Here is a 16070-nt window from a genome sequence, read left to right on the forward strand (position 1 = left end):
CGAAGCTATTGAACAGGTCTAGTACTCATCGGTAAAAGGAAAAGCGGTTATGTCTAACTCAAAAAAAAGCGGCGGTATCGAAAAAAAGATCGCACGGTGGGGTGTTATTTTTGTTATTCCCGCAGTGTTGTTTTTTACTGTATTCAGTTTTTATCCCATTATAAATGCGTTCATCGAAAGCTTTTTTGATAAGCGCGTTCTCAGTAATGTTCCCCCTAAGTTTGTAGGGCTGCAAAATTATTTCTATATTTTTGACGCTTCCCGATACGATAATCCGATGTCATTCTTAAATTCGCTGCGTGCAACGGTCGTGTTTACGCTCGGAACATTTATACCGCTTGTGATATTAAGTCTTTTGTTTGCGGTGCTTATCAGTTCATTGCAGCGGAACAGTTTAAAAAAAGTTTTTCAGATAGCGTATTACACACCTGCCATTCTATCATCGGTTGTCGCTGCAGCCATTTGGCTGCTGATTTTTGACCCTCGCGGATTGGGAAATTACTGGATTAATAAACTTCTTTCCACGCCCGGCGTTGACCATCAATGGCTGTTAAACAGTACGATGCTTCAACTTTCTACAATGATTGTATATTTTTGGAAATATATCGGATACTTCGTTATTCTTTTTATTACCGGCCTTTCAACCATCCCTCCGGTGGTATACGAAGCGGCTTTAATCGACGGTGCAAATAGATTCCAAGTCTTTTGGTCGATTACGCTGCCGCTCCTCAAACCGACGGTCGTATTGGTTTCAATTATGGCGATGTTGCAGTGTTTAAAAACGTTCAGCACCCAATATCTCTTTACCCAGAATGGAGCGTCGCTCGGGCCGATTAACGTTATCACGTTGAATATCTATCAGACCGGTATTAAGCTGCAGCGGATCGGCCGTGCAAGCGCGATGAGTATCGTATTATTTTTAATGATGCTCCTTTTAACATGGCTGCAATTCCGCTCGTCAAAACCCGACGAGACGGATTATTAAAAGAGCGCCGCAAGACGCATAGGAGTTAAATATGAAACAATCTATGACGACAGGAGCGCTTTCAGTTATTAAAATAGTATTATTGCTGGCGCTTGCTGCCTTTACCGTGATGCCGCTGGTATTTATGTTGACCGCTTCATTTATGTCGGGAAAAGAGATTATGCAGATGCCGTATAAATGGATTCCCGAAAGCTGGCAGTACGTCAACTTTATAACGGCAATGAAGGGTAATGACGGCAATTACATTTACGTTCGGAATATTATCAACTCGTTTATCGTGGCAATTAGCGTATCGTTTACCACGGTTCTCCTTGCATCCATCACCGGTTACGGACTGGCTAAATTCAGATTCCGCGGACGAAACCTCATCTTTATGCTGATTATGGCAACGATGATGATTCCGTTTGAAGCTATTATGATACCGCTGTACATGATTGCGACTAAGCTGCATATTCAAAATACATACACGGGTTTGATACTGCCCTTTATGGTGAGCGCATTCGGTATTTTTATGATGCGCCAATACCTTATCACCTTCCCGAATGAGTTTTTGGATGCAGCACGTGTGGACGGTATGCATGAGTTTTCCATCTATTCGCATATCGTACTGCCGAACTGCAAACCTGTTATCGCGACGCTCGCGATCCTTTCGTTTAGGACTCAGTGGGATAACCTGCTGTGGCCGCTGCTGGTTTCCCAATCCGATACGATGAAAACCATTCCGCAGTACATCACCTCATTTACAGCCGAACGGAGCACGGACGAAGGTGCAATGATGGCCGCCGCCGTTATTGCCAGCATCCCGATGATGTTGATCTTCTTCGGACTTTCCAAATATTTTATTGGGGGGTCGGTTGTATACGAATCCCGCAAAGGCTAACCACCTTTTGAAAATATACGGGGCATCTACTTCGTTGCTGCACACAAATTAATCCTCAACGTATCAAAGATACGCCTGCGGTTAATTTGTGCTCGCGCCTCGTACCTGCCCCGTATATTTTCAAAAGGCTTACGGAAAGGGTGCGGCTACTGTGTCGCATTGCCAAAAGCGTACATCCTTGTGCGCTTTTGGCAGCGAGTTTCGGGCGATGCCGAAACATCGCTTCTGTTTAAACCAGCGGCATCCTTGCCAATGTTTAAGCGGCATTGCCGCTTAAACTTGCAAGTTTTGGCTGGCTAAAATGTTGCTGCTGAAAATCCTCAACGTATCATTTCCGATAAAGATGGCGGTGGTTCCATGCAGCAGCAAGTTTTTCGTGAGAAAAACTTGTCGTTGAACAGCGTACATGAATGTGCGCTGTTCAACAGGTTATTTCCGCTTTTTATAGGCGGAGGCGGAGCCTGCACTGACGGGATGTTTCTTTCGCGTGTCTTTGTCGCGGAAAAAGGCTTCGCGCCGGTTTCCTTCACGCAGCTTTCGGGAAGGACTTTTTTTTGCATAACCGGCTGTATGAGGACTCTTTTCGTTTACGCTATCCGATTTTGTGTCGATGTGAATGTGCGGCATGTTGGCTTTTTTCTTTGAAAGCCTCAATGCCTCGTGAGCAGCGTCGGCCGGTAAATCCGCGAGCGAAAAACGGTCGAATAATTCGATGCGGTCAACCGCGTGTTCGGGGATGGAAAGCAGTGTACTGAAAAACTGTGCAAGGCTCCGCTTACTTGTCCCGTCCTTTCTACCAAGACCGATATAGAGCCGCACGGTATTCCCGTCGGAGAATTTTCCGCGCTTGTCTTCGGTGCGGGGGACTTTGATATTTCTGTAATGGGATGCCGACAGTACCGAACCGTAATGCAGCTGCAGCACGGCGGCAAGCACCTCGGCGCTGTCAATATCTTTGACGTCGGATATCGCGGCCTCAGCGCCGAAAGCAACGACTTCGTCAATGTTTGCAGTATTTGCAGCAGCGGTATCGATACCATCAGCGGCGGTGAGGCTTGCTTTATTTCCGGCTAAGAGTTCTCGGGCGAGTTCGATAAAGGGCTTGTTGACCGTATGTTCGGCTCGGACGGTGTCCAGCTGATGCCGCAGATCGGAAAAGAGCCGCTCTTGTTTTTGCGCGAGGACTTTCTCTATAGAAGGGATTTTTCCTTCCTGCAGCTCGCCTCGTGCATGGCGGCGCAAATAGTCGATCCTGCGCCGCTCATTCGGGCGGATAAAGCTTACCGCCGTCCCTTTTGCTCCCGCCCGCCCGGTTCTGCCGATACGGTGCGTGTATGTGGGGCCGTCATACGGAATGGAATAGTTGACAACGTGCGTAATCCCCTCGATATCGATACCGCGGGCGGCAACATCGGTTGCAACGAGAATGCGGGTTTTTCCCGCCCGAAACCGGCTCAAGATTTTTTCGCGCTGCCCCTGCGGGATGTCTCCATGCAAAGCGGCGGCTTCGTAATGCCGTTCGTCAAGCTCTTTCGCAACCGCATCGGCGTCAACCTTGGTTTGGCAAAAGACCAGCCCGTAAAAGTTTTCGGCGGTGTCGATCAGGCGCACCAAGGCCTCGCTTTTATCTTCTTCCCTCACCATCCAAAAAAACTGTTCGGTAAGCGGCAGCGGTTCTTCCGACGCCTCTTCTTCTACAATTTCATATTCGCCCATAAAGTCGGCAGCAATTTTCAAAATCTGCTTGGGCATCGTTGCCGAAAACATCAGTACTCGCGAATCGGGATTTGCCTTTTTGAATATCGTTTCGATATCTTCGATAAAGCCCATGTTCAGCATTTCATCAGCTTCATCTAAAATAAAATATTCGATACTGTCCAAATTCAGCGAGCCGCGCTCCAAATGATCGATAACACGGCCGGGGGTTCCGGCAACAATTTCGCATCCGCGCTTTAAGTTTCGTAATTGCTCGACAATCGACGCGCCGCCGTATACGGTCGTGATACGGGGATGGGTTCCTTCCTTAAACGATTCTATTTCCGAAGCGACTTGCAGCGCAAGTTCGCGAGTAGGCACCAATACCAACGCACGCGGTTTTTCCCGCGGTTCCCTCAATTCCTGTACAAGCGGCAATCCGTAGGCGGCGGTTTTACCGGTACCCGTTCTCGCCTTTGCAATAACATTCGCATCGCCGTTTAAGAGGCGCGGAATTGCCAACACTTGAATGGGCGTCGGCTCTTCAAATCCTTTTGCCGCTACCGCATTCAACACGGACTCATCGAGTCCCAAATCTCTAAAAGATATATCCATAATCGGTGCGAGTATATCAGATACGAGGATAAGTTCATAGCCTACTTTACAAAAGAAACTTAATATGCTACAGTACTCCCTCGAAAGCCGGCGTGGTGAAATTGGTATACACGATAGACTCAAAATCTATTGGGGGCAACTCCGTAAGGGTTCAAGTCCCTTCGCCGGCATGTTCTTCAATCCAGCCGCCGTTAACCCACCGGTCTTCAATCTATCAAAACTACTAAAAATGAAATATGGAACGAAAAGACGCAGGGCTTGCATTTTTATTGCAATACGAAAATGTCGCATGGTATGAAAAAGGACGGGTCAGAATCCTTGACCGGCGCATCTATCCCCAAAAAATAACGTACGTTGAATGTTCTTCGTGGCAGGAAGTCCGGCAGGCGATTGCCGATATGGTAACCCAGAGCGCCGGGCCGTACACGGCTGCCGCTATGGGAATGGCGCTTGCCGCATATCAAGTACGGAATGAGGGGGCAGAGAAGCAGCGGCGCTTTCTTGAAGAGGCAGCGCAGGGGTTGGCTCATGCGCGGCCGACGACGGCAAACAGAATGGGACTGATTACTACCGGCTGCCTCACTACGGCTGAAAATGCCTTGAATGCGGGGCAAGATGTAGTAACAGCCCTTTTTAACACTGCAATAGACTCACTGAATCGGCGCTACGGTATAATGGAAAAGGTCGGAAGCTATCTTGCAGAACTTTTCCCGCAAGGAGGCGGCGTTCTTACCCAGTGCTTTGGGGAAACAATTGTCGGGATGATGCTGAAGGCAGCCCGTGCGCGCAATAATCCCGTGAGAATAATCTGCGCCGAAACGAGGCCGTTCTTGCAAGGCGCCCGCTTAACCGCAAGCTGCGCCGCCGATATGGGGTTTGACACCACCGTTATTACCGATAATATGGTTGCTTATATGATGCAGCAAGGGCAAGTCGATCTTTTTACCTCGGCGGCGGATACTATTACGCGGGACGGTCATATCGCAAATAAAATCGGCACGTTTCAGATAGCCCTGCTTGCAGAGCAGTTCGATATACCGTACTATGTAACCGGCATACCGGATGCGGATAAAAAAACTGCCGCTGATATCCGTATCGAACAGCGCAACCCTGAAGAAACGCTTTCGTGCCATGGAGTGCGGCATACGCATCCTGCGGTAAAAGGTATTTATCCCTCGTTCGATATTACCCCGCCTCAGCTTATCCGTGGGGTCGTAACCGATAAGGGAATATACCGCGCCCAAGAACTCGGTGCGTATTTCGATACACCGCAGGAGCGGTTCTATTAGATTGTTACGAGATTGCTAGGTTATTACTATGGATATACAAAAAGTTCCTTATACCCGTATTATTACTCCGGCTCCGCGCCGACCCGTTGAAAATTCAGTGCCGCTGTTCGGTTCATATTCGGGGATGTTCCATACCTTCGACATACGGGGCGTTAAAAAACCGTTTGGAGATTTGCCGGTTCCTTCGTTCATTACGGATACCCGTATAACCGATACATTGCGGCTCCTTTTTTGCGATGATACTCTTATCGGTGAAATCGAATTTTTTTACGGCGGGTATTTTGCTTTTATGGAAACAACACTGTGGAACCGGCAAACGAACCGCTTGCTTGCCTACCGGCAGCTTTTGCCGCTCGGTTTTGTGCATCTACCCAAGTACATTGCGTACAGTGTTGCAACCTGCCGCGTTAAACGGCGGTATATCCGTATTTTTTCCCGCCTTTCCAAAGGGATGCTCTATGCCGATTTTGATTTTCTTGCTGCTAACGACCGGCCGTCATGCGAGGGGCGACTTGATTTTGATTCACGTTCGCCGCAATGCACCGACTATTCCGCCGTTATCCCTTCTTTTGTGAACCGCCGGTGCCAAGCCGTGTATTTCCGCTCATTTGCTGTAAACGGGTGGGTTACGTTCGGGCACAATCAAGATATACAGTTGAATAAAGCAAACGCAGTCGGCTTTTTGGATTTTCGAAAAACATACACGACACTGCGTACAAAGCGGAGTGTGGTTATCGGACTAGGCGTTATTGATGGTACCCAAGTTTCTTTCCATTTAAGTAATTCCATCGCTCCCGACAGCTATAGCTATAACGACAATATTTTGTTTTATGGTGGAAAGCGTATTCCGTTGCCGCCGGTACGTATTACCTACCCGTTTGGTTCTTCCAAGAATTGGATTATCCAAGATACCGAGAGTATGGTCGATTTAACCTTTACCCCCAGCGCAATCTCCCAGCGGAACCTGAATATCCTTGTCTGGCAGCGGGATTATAAGACTATTTGCGGTACTTTTGAAGGTTCTTTTTTAATTGAGGACGGCGTAGTGCTCAAATTAAAAGGCTTCCCAGGCATCGCAAAAAAAGTTAGGATGAGAATGTAAAGGGCATCGGCAGGTGTCTACCGCAGCTTTTCTCCTTTAGTTTTGTGCTTAACTCTGTACTTCCGGAAAACGATAGATAAAATCGGCAATGGGCTCCAGTCCGTTTTGAATATGCATCGTATCGATTTTCTGTTCTATAGAGCTCAATACGGAATCATCGGCTATTATCTCTTTTACTTTTTTTATTATCTTCCGTGGTTTTGGAATATACCAACCAAGGTTGTTGTTAACAACATAGAGCATATTCCCGAATTCTTGTCCACGCACATAGCTTGCAAGGATTAACGGCTTACCGGCAGACAGGGTTTCCATAACGGTAGCAGGTCCGCCTTTGGTGATCACACAATCGGACACATTGATTAAATCGGGCATAAACGAAACAAAACCGAATACCTGAATATTGGAAATATTCGTGGTTTTAAGGAGAATTTCCAGTTGCGTTTTTAACACTTTATTCTTGCCGCAGATAACGATTAAATGAGCAGGACAGCGCTGAAAAATAAAAGCGTTGACAATAGCAAGCGTCGATTTTAAGCCTTCTCCGCCGCCGACAACCAGTACGATTTTCTTATCAAGCGGAATGCCGTGTTTTTTCTTAGCAGTAATTTTTTCGTCGGGGGTATACCGCCGGTCAAAATTCCGCGAAAGCATAATAGGAAATTGATGAACCCGTTCCGGCTTAAAGCCATAGTGCGAGATCGCTTCTTTTTGCAGCTTCCGAGAAAAGACAATAAGCTCGGTATCTTTTACATAAAACCAGGACGGATGTGCGGTGAACGGATCCATCACAATGGAAATAAGCGGGATGTTAGGGTTTACTCTATCGATAGCAATCCGTGCTAACGGAATAAGTATTTCGTGTAGACAAACCAATTTGGTTATTTTTTCAGCTTTAAGAAATGTTACCAGATTTTTTACAATAAACGGACGTAACAGCCACGCACAAAAGGTTAAAACGGTTTTCGATTTTGTTAACTGATAGAACGCAACGTAACCGGGTTCAAAGTAGTTTGAAGTTGCAAGATATCCTTTTTCAAAAAAAATGCGCGCAACCCAATTGGTGCTTTTGAAGCCGTTTTGCGGTATATATTCGGCATTATCCGGATGTTTTTCCTTTAAGCGTGTTACTAAGGCGTTGGCACCGGAAACATGTCCGCCGCCTGTCTTTAGATATAAAAAGCCGATACGTTGTTTCATTAAGAACACTATATCAAAAAGAGGTTGTAAGCGTAAAGACGATGGTATTGAAACGTTGTAACCAAGTTTTTCCGCTGCTGCCATGAATTGGAGCATTTGACAATAGGTGGGTGGCTTGACAAACAATATCGTTGCCGATAGCATAAATAAGTCTTTTTAATAGTATTTGAAGATACCTGGTGGTATCTAAAAATGGGGAGAAAATATGCATTTACATAAAAAAATATTGACGGTGGTACTGTTTGCTGTCGCTGCCGTCCATTTATATGCTTTTGATTCCGGCTTTACGTTGGGAGTAAAGGCGAATTTGACCGGCTCACTGACACGTCCGAAGATTAATAAAGAGGATAGGGATTACTTAGGTGCCGACAAAATGGAAGGATCGCTCGGCTATATAACCGTCGGAGAAGCAGATCTAACCTATATTTTCGATTCAATAAAATACTTCCGCTTACAAGATAATAGTATATTTGGCGGACTGGGCTGGAGCTTCGCGCTCGGCCTGGGGCAGGGCTTTACCGGACAGATTTCGGGACAGGCTGATGCAGGTATCGGGGTGCCAGTTAATGTCTATTGCCGTATACACATGACTCCTGTGTTAACGCTTACAACGGGTGTCCGCTCATATTTTTTAGGTAACCGTATCGCAGTCGGTCTTAACACCGGTATACGGATGCCGATGGATCCTCAACCGATATATGAACTTTACAGCAATTTAACGCCGGAACAGATTGAAGCATTAAAAACAGCTACCGGCGGAAAGGTTGATTTTTCTCCCGAAACAGGAACGCTGTTAATTACTCCGGAACAAATAAAAAAAATAAACCCTATCGGTTTTACTTTTAAGGGCTACTTTGAATATAACCAGCCGTTCCTGTCCCGAATGGAGATTTTGTTTGGAGCGTTCTTATCATATACGGTGTATAGACCGAAATATATAACAATGCCGCAAAAAGTTATTACTGCGGCTCAAGCCGGAGGGGCAGCCAAAAATCCTCCTATTAATGTTGATGTGCTTAATCACCCGCTTAATTCGTATTATTTAAATTCGCTCGATTTTGGTCTCACAATCGGGTTAACCTTTAAGGTCTAAGGAGGTACATTTATGTATTTGCCTAAAAAGATTATAAATACAATTACTGTAATGCTTTGTACCGCTTCTGCGGTGTTGATGTTTTCGACATGTAAACCGTCGATAGGAACCCCATGGTACCCGCGGTCGGCAGGTTCGGATAAAATGCCGCTGTATGTAGGCGAGATAACGGTGGCAGATACCCATGTAGAAAAAAGCGCTGATGCACCCAATTTTAATGCTTCTGCGGAATATACCGTTCCGGTATCCGGTAAATTAGATTCCGTTAATGTTGCACATATTAAGGTAAAGCTCTATTCCGATGCCAAGTTAGAAAAAGAATTGACGCTTGATAAAGATTTTACCCTTGAGCTTGCCGGAGGTTCCATTCCTCTGGTAACGAATACTCCTGTTCCGGTGCTGCTGCGTATTAAGCCTACGGCTTCACAGTATGGTATTATAGAAAAAACAATAAAGATAACACGGCAGCCTAAGGATACCGTATACCTTGGTAATTTGACAGTATATGGTATTTCGGCAACTCCGCCATCGGCTGACGGCAGTTCTTACTATACGGTTACCGTACCGAGCGAAATTAACAAAATAACAAAAAATGAGATTGGCGTAAGTCTTTTTTCGGATGCGCAAAAGAAAAATGAAATAGATAATAACAGTGTTACTATTACCGTTACCGGCGGTTCCGTACAGCTAGCCGCCGAGGTGCCAATTGCCGTTACAGTAACGATTACCCCGCCCGATCTTTATGACAGTGTACAAACAACTGTTATGGTAACACGCGAAAAGGTTCAGGAAAAACCTTTGAGTGAATTGGTATTGGTAAAAGAACTGGCGGTATTCGGCACCCCTGTTGTACCCGATAATAATGGGACATATACTCTTTCCGTTGCGAACGATACAAAACGAGTAACACAGCGGGATATTACCGTAAGTTTGGTAAAAAACGATGAATCCCAAACACCGGTTGTAGGTAGAGTAAGGTTACTATCTGGCAGCTCTGTTCCTCTCGCAGCAGGGACGGAGGCCTACCTCGCTGTTGAAATTACAGTACAGGATCCTTCCGGTCAATTTATAAAGATTATAAAAATAACACGCGAAAAGAAAGCTGCAGATCCTTCCAATCCCGGCGATCCGTCCAATCCTAATGATCCTGATGACGGAGAAGATTGGGGAAGTGGTGGGGAAAGTGATGAGGACAATAACGATCTCCCTGGGACTGTGCCTCCTTCTATTCCCGAATTTGATGAAAATAAACCGAATTCAAACCCAAAAGATCCTGACGGCCGGTTTAAATGGATTAAGAAAATGGTTGATCCGAATGAAGATCCGTTTACCAAATATACGGCAGATTCCAACGGCTTTTCTGCTACCCAATTTGATAGTTGGGTCGTGTATATCAGCGACTTCGACTACAATACCAACGTTCCTACCTATAGATTTAAACCCGGTGTATGGACGGGAACACCTGAAAGCTATGATGGACCGAATTTCGGCTCCAGTCTTAAAACTTCAAAAAATGTAAAGTTTTATCGTTATAGAACGCGAAAAGATCGTTGGGCACAACATGGGGGGTTCGTTCCTGCCCATGATCCAAACGATGAGCGGTTTTATTTTTATCGATTTACTTCACTTTCAGGTCCTGCAATTGGTGCTCAAAGTCTTGACAATTCAATGTTTGCGATGGATACTTATTCCAAATTCATCTTCTACTATAGCGAACCCAGTTATCTAAAAAATTTGTTTGGAAATAAAGTTCCTCAAAACTGGATGGACTATAATGCCCCTGCTTCAGGAGAACATCAGCTGTTTAATGAACCGTTTTATATGAGTGACCCTATAGGGTATGTTAACGCTGACGGAACAGTTGTTCTGTATTCTTGGGTTAAACAGTATATTGCAAATGATAAGTATCATGCCCCTAAAAATGGAAGTTTTACACAACCGGCAGAACCTAATGAAGGAAAACCGGGCTATTCGCCTTACCGGAAAACTCAACAGCCGTTACAGACCAAGTGGGTAGAAAATCCCGATTATACGGCAGCGGCTGTAACGATTAAGGAGCAGCCTAAATCGCAGTCTGTTATGCAGGGAGCTCGTGATTGGTTTGTACAGGTTATACCGAATGCAACGCCGTCAGACGAAATTTTGAGTTACCAATGGTACGAAAATGCTTCGAACTCTAATACTGGTGGTACACCGGTTTCAACCGGTGTGGGAAATACGGCGTCTGCATTTTATTTCCCGACCGGTACAGAAGGAGTAAAATACTATTACTGCAAGGTAACCAATACAAACCCCAAAAACAATAAGACCGCCGAAGTGGTAAGTGATGCTGTTAAGGTTGAAGTAAAAAAAGGTACAGCCGTTATTCACTTCCGTCATACTCCCGATAAGGGTGGCACGCTTGCCGCTGTAATAGACGGACAGCCGGTACAAGATGGAGCAACGGTTGATCGTGGTTCCGTTATTACCTTAACCGCAAGTCCTGCTGCCGGTTTTGTTGTCGGCAGTTGGGTAGGTGCTGTACAGAAAGATGCCGGTAACCCACTCGTTGCCGAATATACCGTAACTCAGAATGCAACTATAGGTGTGCAATTTAAATCGAACTCTGCACCTCCTGCTGAAAAAGTAAAGTTGTATTTCTTTACCGGCGATTCTAACGGAACTCTAAAAGCAGTGGCAAGAGTAGATAATCAAGATGTTGAACTGCAAAACGGTACGGAGCTTGATAAAGGCACTATCGTTACCTTTACCGCCGACCCCAAGCCTTTGTATGAAGTTGACTCATGGACGGTCGGAGAGTCCTCCAATAAAACAATAACAGTAACGCTAAAGGAAAAAAAGACCACGGTATGTGTATTCTTTAAGTTGAAACAGTTTAAGGTAACATTTGCGCCGGAACCGGTAGAAGGAGGTTCGGTTACCGCTTTTATAGATGAAAAGCCGCATGAAAACAATACTGAAGTGGAAGTGGGCAAAAACGTAACCTTTAAAGCGGAAGCAAAGTCCGGCTATTACCTCGATCATTGGGAAGGCTGGGATGAAGCTTCCGACAAAGGTGAAGCTTCTGAGGTGCAGGTACAGGTGAAAAATCCCCTTTCTGTTACAGCTGTCTTTAAAAAGCTCTATCCCGTTACCTTTGCTTCCACTGACGAAAATAAAGGTACCGTTACCGCAACCGTTAATGGAGAATCTATTGAGAGCGGAGCAAACGTTCGAGAGGGACAAACCGTTACCTTTAAAGCAACGCCGAAAAATGGAGCATTCATTATTGATCAGTGGAACGATATTGACGCCCAAGCTTCCGATACAGAAAAAACGGTGGCTGTTGACAGGGCATTTAATGTTACAGCCTCCTTTAAGCATAAGCCTAATATGCAGTTAACTGTAACTCCAAAAATACAGAATGTAGATTTACAGTCGTGGTCTACAGCAGACACCCATTGGTTTAGCCCACAGTATACTGATGGTGTTCACCTTGCACGTAAATGTTCAGTGGAAGCATATGGGAGGCAGCCCGCTTCGTGGAATCATATGTTCCCTATTAAAAAGAAAAAAATCTATGTAGAAACAGAAGATTTTATTACGACAGGAGATATTAAAAAAGATTCTAAGTCGCTGATTGATGTGAGTTATACAAACTTTTCCAATTTGGCATTAACTATGTCCAATTATTTATTGAAGTCGAACCGTCATGATTGGTGGTGGTCTGAAGATAGCCTAAAAACTGTATACCCACTGCAAGCATTGGATGATAACAGTAAGTTTCCTTTGCTGTATGATGAAACAACTGGTATATGGAAAGTTGATACAGGAAGTGTCAAGATCGAACACTCAGAGAATATTCCGCTTCCTGCTGAGTACGCAGGTACTAAACCCGATCCAAATCGAAAGATTTCTTACAGGGGTGTGACAATTACCTATGACGAGAACTTTACCCTTGCCGGTGGCGAGGAAAAAGACTTCGTTATTACGTACAAGGTAGATAACCATGATGGAACCCGCTCGAAAGGAACTGTAAAGGTAATCTACACGATAGGGTGGAAGTAGTTACTAAGTAATAATTTTGAATGAAGGGAAAGCCGTTTTATGTTGGAGAAATCCTGCGTAAGACGGCTTTTTTTTATGGGGAGGGTGCGATTTGCTCCTTTAGTAAGGTTTTGGCAGCCTGTTCTTTTCTTATCTATTAGTATATAATACTTAATAGTAGTTAGAGGAGATATATTATGTCAACTGTGAAGTTTAAGTTTGTTTTTGAAGATTCGTATAATCCGGTATATTGTAATGGTGCATTTGGAGAACTTCAACCAAATGGTGAAATTGTATTACATTTCTACACGGAAAGACGTCCGTTACCTCGCGCCGATATTAGAGAAATCTCTGACGATGGAAGCTTTACGGAAACGGCAAGATTCGAGCCGGAAGATTTTTCAAATACAATTATTAGATTTGTGCAGAATGGTATTATTATGAATAAAGACACGGCAAAAGACCTTCATAGCTGGTTAGGTTCAATAATTGAAGAGATGGAGCAGGCTGAGAAATGATTTCAGATTATATTAACACACGAACAGAAAAATATTCTCCCTATTGCTTGGAATACAACAAAAGACATAAAAATTTTAGATCACAATATAATTATTTAAATTCTGCTAATGAAAGGATACAAGTAAAAATCTTCCATGCAAGCAATTTCGGATTAATTAATCCTAAAATTAGTGCAAATCTTTTTTCTATACTGAGAACCGAAAAAATACAGAATCAATCTCTTGATAAAAAAAGATTTTTTAATTTGCTCAAACTAAAAAAGTATGCAAAATTATCAGCCGGATGGGGCGGTGAAAATTCTAAAGCAATTGATTCAAAGATTTTATCTAAAGCTAACTATTTGATTAATACTTTAGCTATACAACCTGATATTTATCCTACTCCGAGAGGAACCATACAATTTGAATATTACAAGAATAGTAATTATCTAGAATTTGAAATATTCCCAACAGAAAATAAAATGCTAAAAGTTATTAAGAATGAACCGTATGAAACAATAGTTAATCATTTGTTCGATATAAACAAGGAAGTGAATGCGTTCTATGAATCTTAATATAATCGAACAACATGAAAAGTTATTGCGTAGTATATTTCCTCAAGATTTATTTTGGGATACTGTGCGAAATAAGCCATCTTCAGCGGCATTTAAAGATGCTAATGGCTGTTCGGTAGATAGAACAGGTGATAGGACTCTGCCGGATTCGATCGATTACTTAAAAAAACAATTTAAGAAAAATCCTGCAGTGGCTGTAATATCAAAAACTATATGTGATGAAATACAAGTAGCTGTAAAATATACCCCCTCAAAAAAGAATATCTATCATACTGAAATACATGAGTCAGACGATGTTGTCGAAATATCTGCATATAAATTGAAACTTCTTTCCGATAGATGTATCGTTTATTAACCTAACAGCCGCTTCAAATAAGATAGATATTACGGAGTCGGCAATTTGAACGGAATATTGATAGTGTTGAATGTAACGCCCGTTAAAAAACAATTTCTATAAAAAAAATAGATGCGGATATTCTTGCTGTACTCCAGTCTTTAGGTAAAGGCTATCAGACGAGAATCAACAGTATTTTAAGAAAAGCTATTACTATAGGTGATTATTAATTCCTCAGCTTCAAGTACGGCATTTGTTTTAGCACGAAAATTGTTTTATGTTCTCTTTGCTCAAGTAAGCGCCTCCACTTCTGCTTGCGAAAGCCCTGTCGCTTGGGCTATATTTTCCACTGATAGGCTGAACCGTATCTAATTACAATCAGGCTCTCTATAATTTCTCTCTCCAAAAGTGTATAATCATTGGTGTATGGAAGCGCTTATACTTTTTTGAAGAGTAAGCAATACTTTAATTTTTTATAAGGAGAGACGTTATGGATCAAAAGAAACGAAAAGTAACGATTGTCGGTGCGGGTTCTGTCGGGGCTACATTTGCGTATGCGTTGGCTCAAAGCGGTTTTGCCGATGAGATTGCAATCACCGATATGAATAAAAACTTTGCAGAAGGGCAGGCGATGGATCTTGTACACGGTTTGCCGTTTTTGCCGCAGGTTGATATCCACACCGGCAGTCAAATCGATTATGCCGACAGCGATATCATTGTGATAACTGCCGGTGCAAAACAGCAGCCGGGAGAAACGAGAATAGACCTCCTTAAACGCAATGCCGCTATCATCAAAACTATTGCAAAAGAAATTGCCGCAAGCGGCTGCAAAGGCGTCATGCTGCTCGTGAGTAATCCCGTCGATATTCTTACAAAGGTGGCGCTCGAAGCAAGCGGTTGGGATCGCGGTAGGGTTATCGGTTCCGGTACCGTCTTGGATACCGCGCGATTCCGCTACGTACTCAGCAAAGAATGCGGCGTCGATGCCCGTAATATACACGGCTACATCCTCGGCGAGCACGGCGACAGCGAATTTGCCGCATGGTCGATGACCACCATAGCCGGACGGCGTATCGACGAATACTGCGGCAGCGGCACGTGCAGTTCGGGCATTCACTTCGATAAAGAAAAAATCTTGGACGAAGTACGCCATTCCGCCTATCATATCATCGACTACAAAGGCTCAACCTATTTTGCTGTCGGTTTGGCGCTTACCAGAATAGCCGGCGCCATTCTGCGTAATGAACACAGCATCCTCTCCGTCTCGATGGCTCTAAACGGAGAATTCGGCTTGCACGGCGCTTGTTTGAGCGTTCCCTGCATTGTCGGCAGAAGCGGCGTCGAAAAAATCATCGAAGGCGAACTCCCCAAGGACGAACAATCAGCTCTTGAAGCCAGCGCCCAGCGCCTTCACGACGCATATCTGTCTATCTGTTAAAAAGCATATTTTTATATAGGATTTTCAGCAGCAGCATCTCCTGTACACCCCTTCCGTAAGCCCGTTGACCAGTGTACTTCCGTGTACACTGGTCAACGTCGAGATTTGTGTATAACACAAATCTCGCTACTGCTTACAACCACAGACATCCGTGTCCGTTCTGAAAAGCCTTTTACCGTAAGCCTTTTGAAAATATACGGTATAGATACGAGGCGCGAGCACAAATTAACCGCAGGCGTATCTTTGATACGTTGAGGATTAATTTGTGCGCAGCAACGAAGTAGATATGCCGTATATTTTCAAAAGGATAGCTTGCAGGGAGAGGGTAACCATGCTACACTTAC

Annotated in this window: 12 protein-coding genes, 1 tRNA gene and 1 pseudogene; 12 read left to right on the forward strand and 2 right to left on the reverse strand. The window is 44.2% G+C overall.

Features of this window, described 5'->3' with window-relative positions; translation table 11 throughout:
- Positions 1–49 precede the first annotated feature (49 nt).
- Positions 50–985 (forward strand): carbohydrate ABC transporter permease, encoded by a 936-nt coding sequence (locus E4N66_RS01280; protein ID WP_253728666.1) that lies wholly within the window; start codon positions 50–52, stop codon positions 983–985.
- Positions 986–1016: 31 nt separating this feature from the next.
- Complete coding sequence (locus E4N66_RS01285) at positions 1017–1865, forward strand: carbohydrate ABC transporter permease (RefSeq protein WP_253728667.1); 849 nt, start codon at positions 1017–1019, stop codon at positions 1863–1865.
- Between the two features lie 429 nt (positions 1866–2294).
- On the opposite strand, the gene E4N66_RS01290 is transcribed toward E4N66_RS01285, so the two are convergent.
- A complete protein-coding gene (locus E4N66_RS01290) occupies positions 2295–4175 on the reverse strand; it encodes a DEAD/DEAH box helicase (protein WP_253728668.1) in 1881 nt (626 codons plus the stop codon).
- An 86-nt stretch (positions 4176–4261) separates the two neighbouring features.
- Between E4N66_RS01290 and E4N66_RS01295 the strand changes: the two genes are divergently transcribed.
- The 3 genes from E4N66_RS01295 (at position 4262) to E4N66_RS01305 (ending at position 6566) form a co-directional block, all read left to right on the forward strand.
- Positions 4262–4345 (forward strand) — tRNA-Leu (locus E4N66_RS01295).
- A gap of 66 nt (positions 4346–4411) precedes the next feature.
- Positions 4412–5464: a s-methyl-5-thioribose-1-phosphate isomerase gene (locus E4N66_RS01300; protein WP_253728669.1), complete on the forward strand. Its 1053-nt coding sequence runs from the start codon at positions 4412–4414 to the stop codon at positions 5462–5464.
- Positions 5465–5492: 28 nt separating this feature from the next.
- Entirely contained in the window at positions 5493–6566 is a 1074-nt protein-coding gene (locus E4N66_RS01305) for a DUF2804 family protein (protein WP_253728670.1), read from the forward strand.
- Between the two features lie 48 nt (positions 6567–6614).
- On the opposite strand, the gene E4N66_RS01310 is transcribed toward E4N66_RS01305, so the two are convergent.
- On the reverse strand, positions 6615–7763 hold the full coding sequence (locus E4N66_RS01310) for a glycosyltransferase (RefSeq protein WP_253728671.1): 1149 nt from the start codon (positions 7761–7763) through the stop codon (positions 6615–6617).
- Positions 7764–7968: 205 nt separating this feature from the next.
- Between E4N66_RS01310 and E4N66_RS01315 the strand changes: the two genes are divergently transcribed.
- From E4N66_RS01315 to E4N66_RS01345, 7 genes and pseudogenes are all read left to right on the forward strand, one after another.
- On the forward strand, positions 7969–8856 hold the full coding sequence (locus tag E4N66_RS01315; protein WP_253728672.1) for a hypothetical protein: 888 nt from the start codon (positions 7969–7971) through the stop codon (positions 8854–8856).
- 12 nt (positions 8857–8868) lie between these two features.
- On the forward strand, positions 8869–12903 hold the full coding sequence (locus E4N66_RS01320) for an InlB B-repeat-containing protein (RefSeq protein WP_253728673.1): 4035 nt from the start codon (positions 8869–8871) through the stop codon (positions 12901–12903).
- A 176-nt stretch (positions 12904–13079) separates the two neighbouring features.
- A complete protein-coding gene (locus E4N66_RS01325; RefSeq protein WP_253728674.1) occupies positions 13080–13400 on the forward strand; it encodes a hypothetical protein in 321 nt (106 codons plus the stop codon).
- Entirely contained in the window at positions 13397–13954 is a 558-nt protein-coding gene (locus E4N66_RS01330) for a hypothetical protein (RefSeq protein ID WP_253728675.1), read from the forward strand. The genes E4N66_RS01325 and E4N66_RS01330 overlap by 4 nt, the downstream gene beginning before the upstream one ends.
- A complete protein-coding gene (locus tag E4N66_RS01335) occupies positions 13944–14309 on the forward strand; it encodes a hypothetical protein (protein ID WP_253728676.1) in 366 nt (121 codons plus the stop codon). Before E4N66_RS01330 ends, E4N66_RS01335 begins: the two co-directional genes overlap by 11 nt.
- A 69-nt stretch (positions 14310–14378) precedes the next feature.
- A pseudogene (locus tag E4N66_RS13030) lies at positions 14379–14518 on the forward strand (BrnA antitoxin family protein); the annotation flags it as partial.
- 260 nt (positions 14519–14778) lie between these two features.
- Positions 14779–15726, forward strand: coding sequence for an L-lactate dehydrogenase (locus tag E4N66_RS01345; RefSeq protein WP_253728677.1), 948 nt, complete (start codon positions 14779–14781; stop codon positions 15724–15726).
- The last annotated feature ends 344 nt before the right edge of the window (positions 15727–16070 follow it).

Origin of the sequence: Treponema sp. OMZ 857, from assembly GCF_024181085.1 — a bacterium.
Lineage (GTDB): Bacteria > Spirochaetota > Spirochaetia > Treponematales > Treponemataceae > Treponema.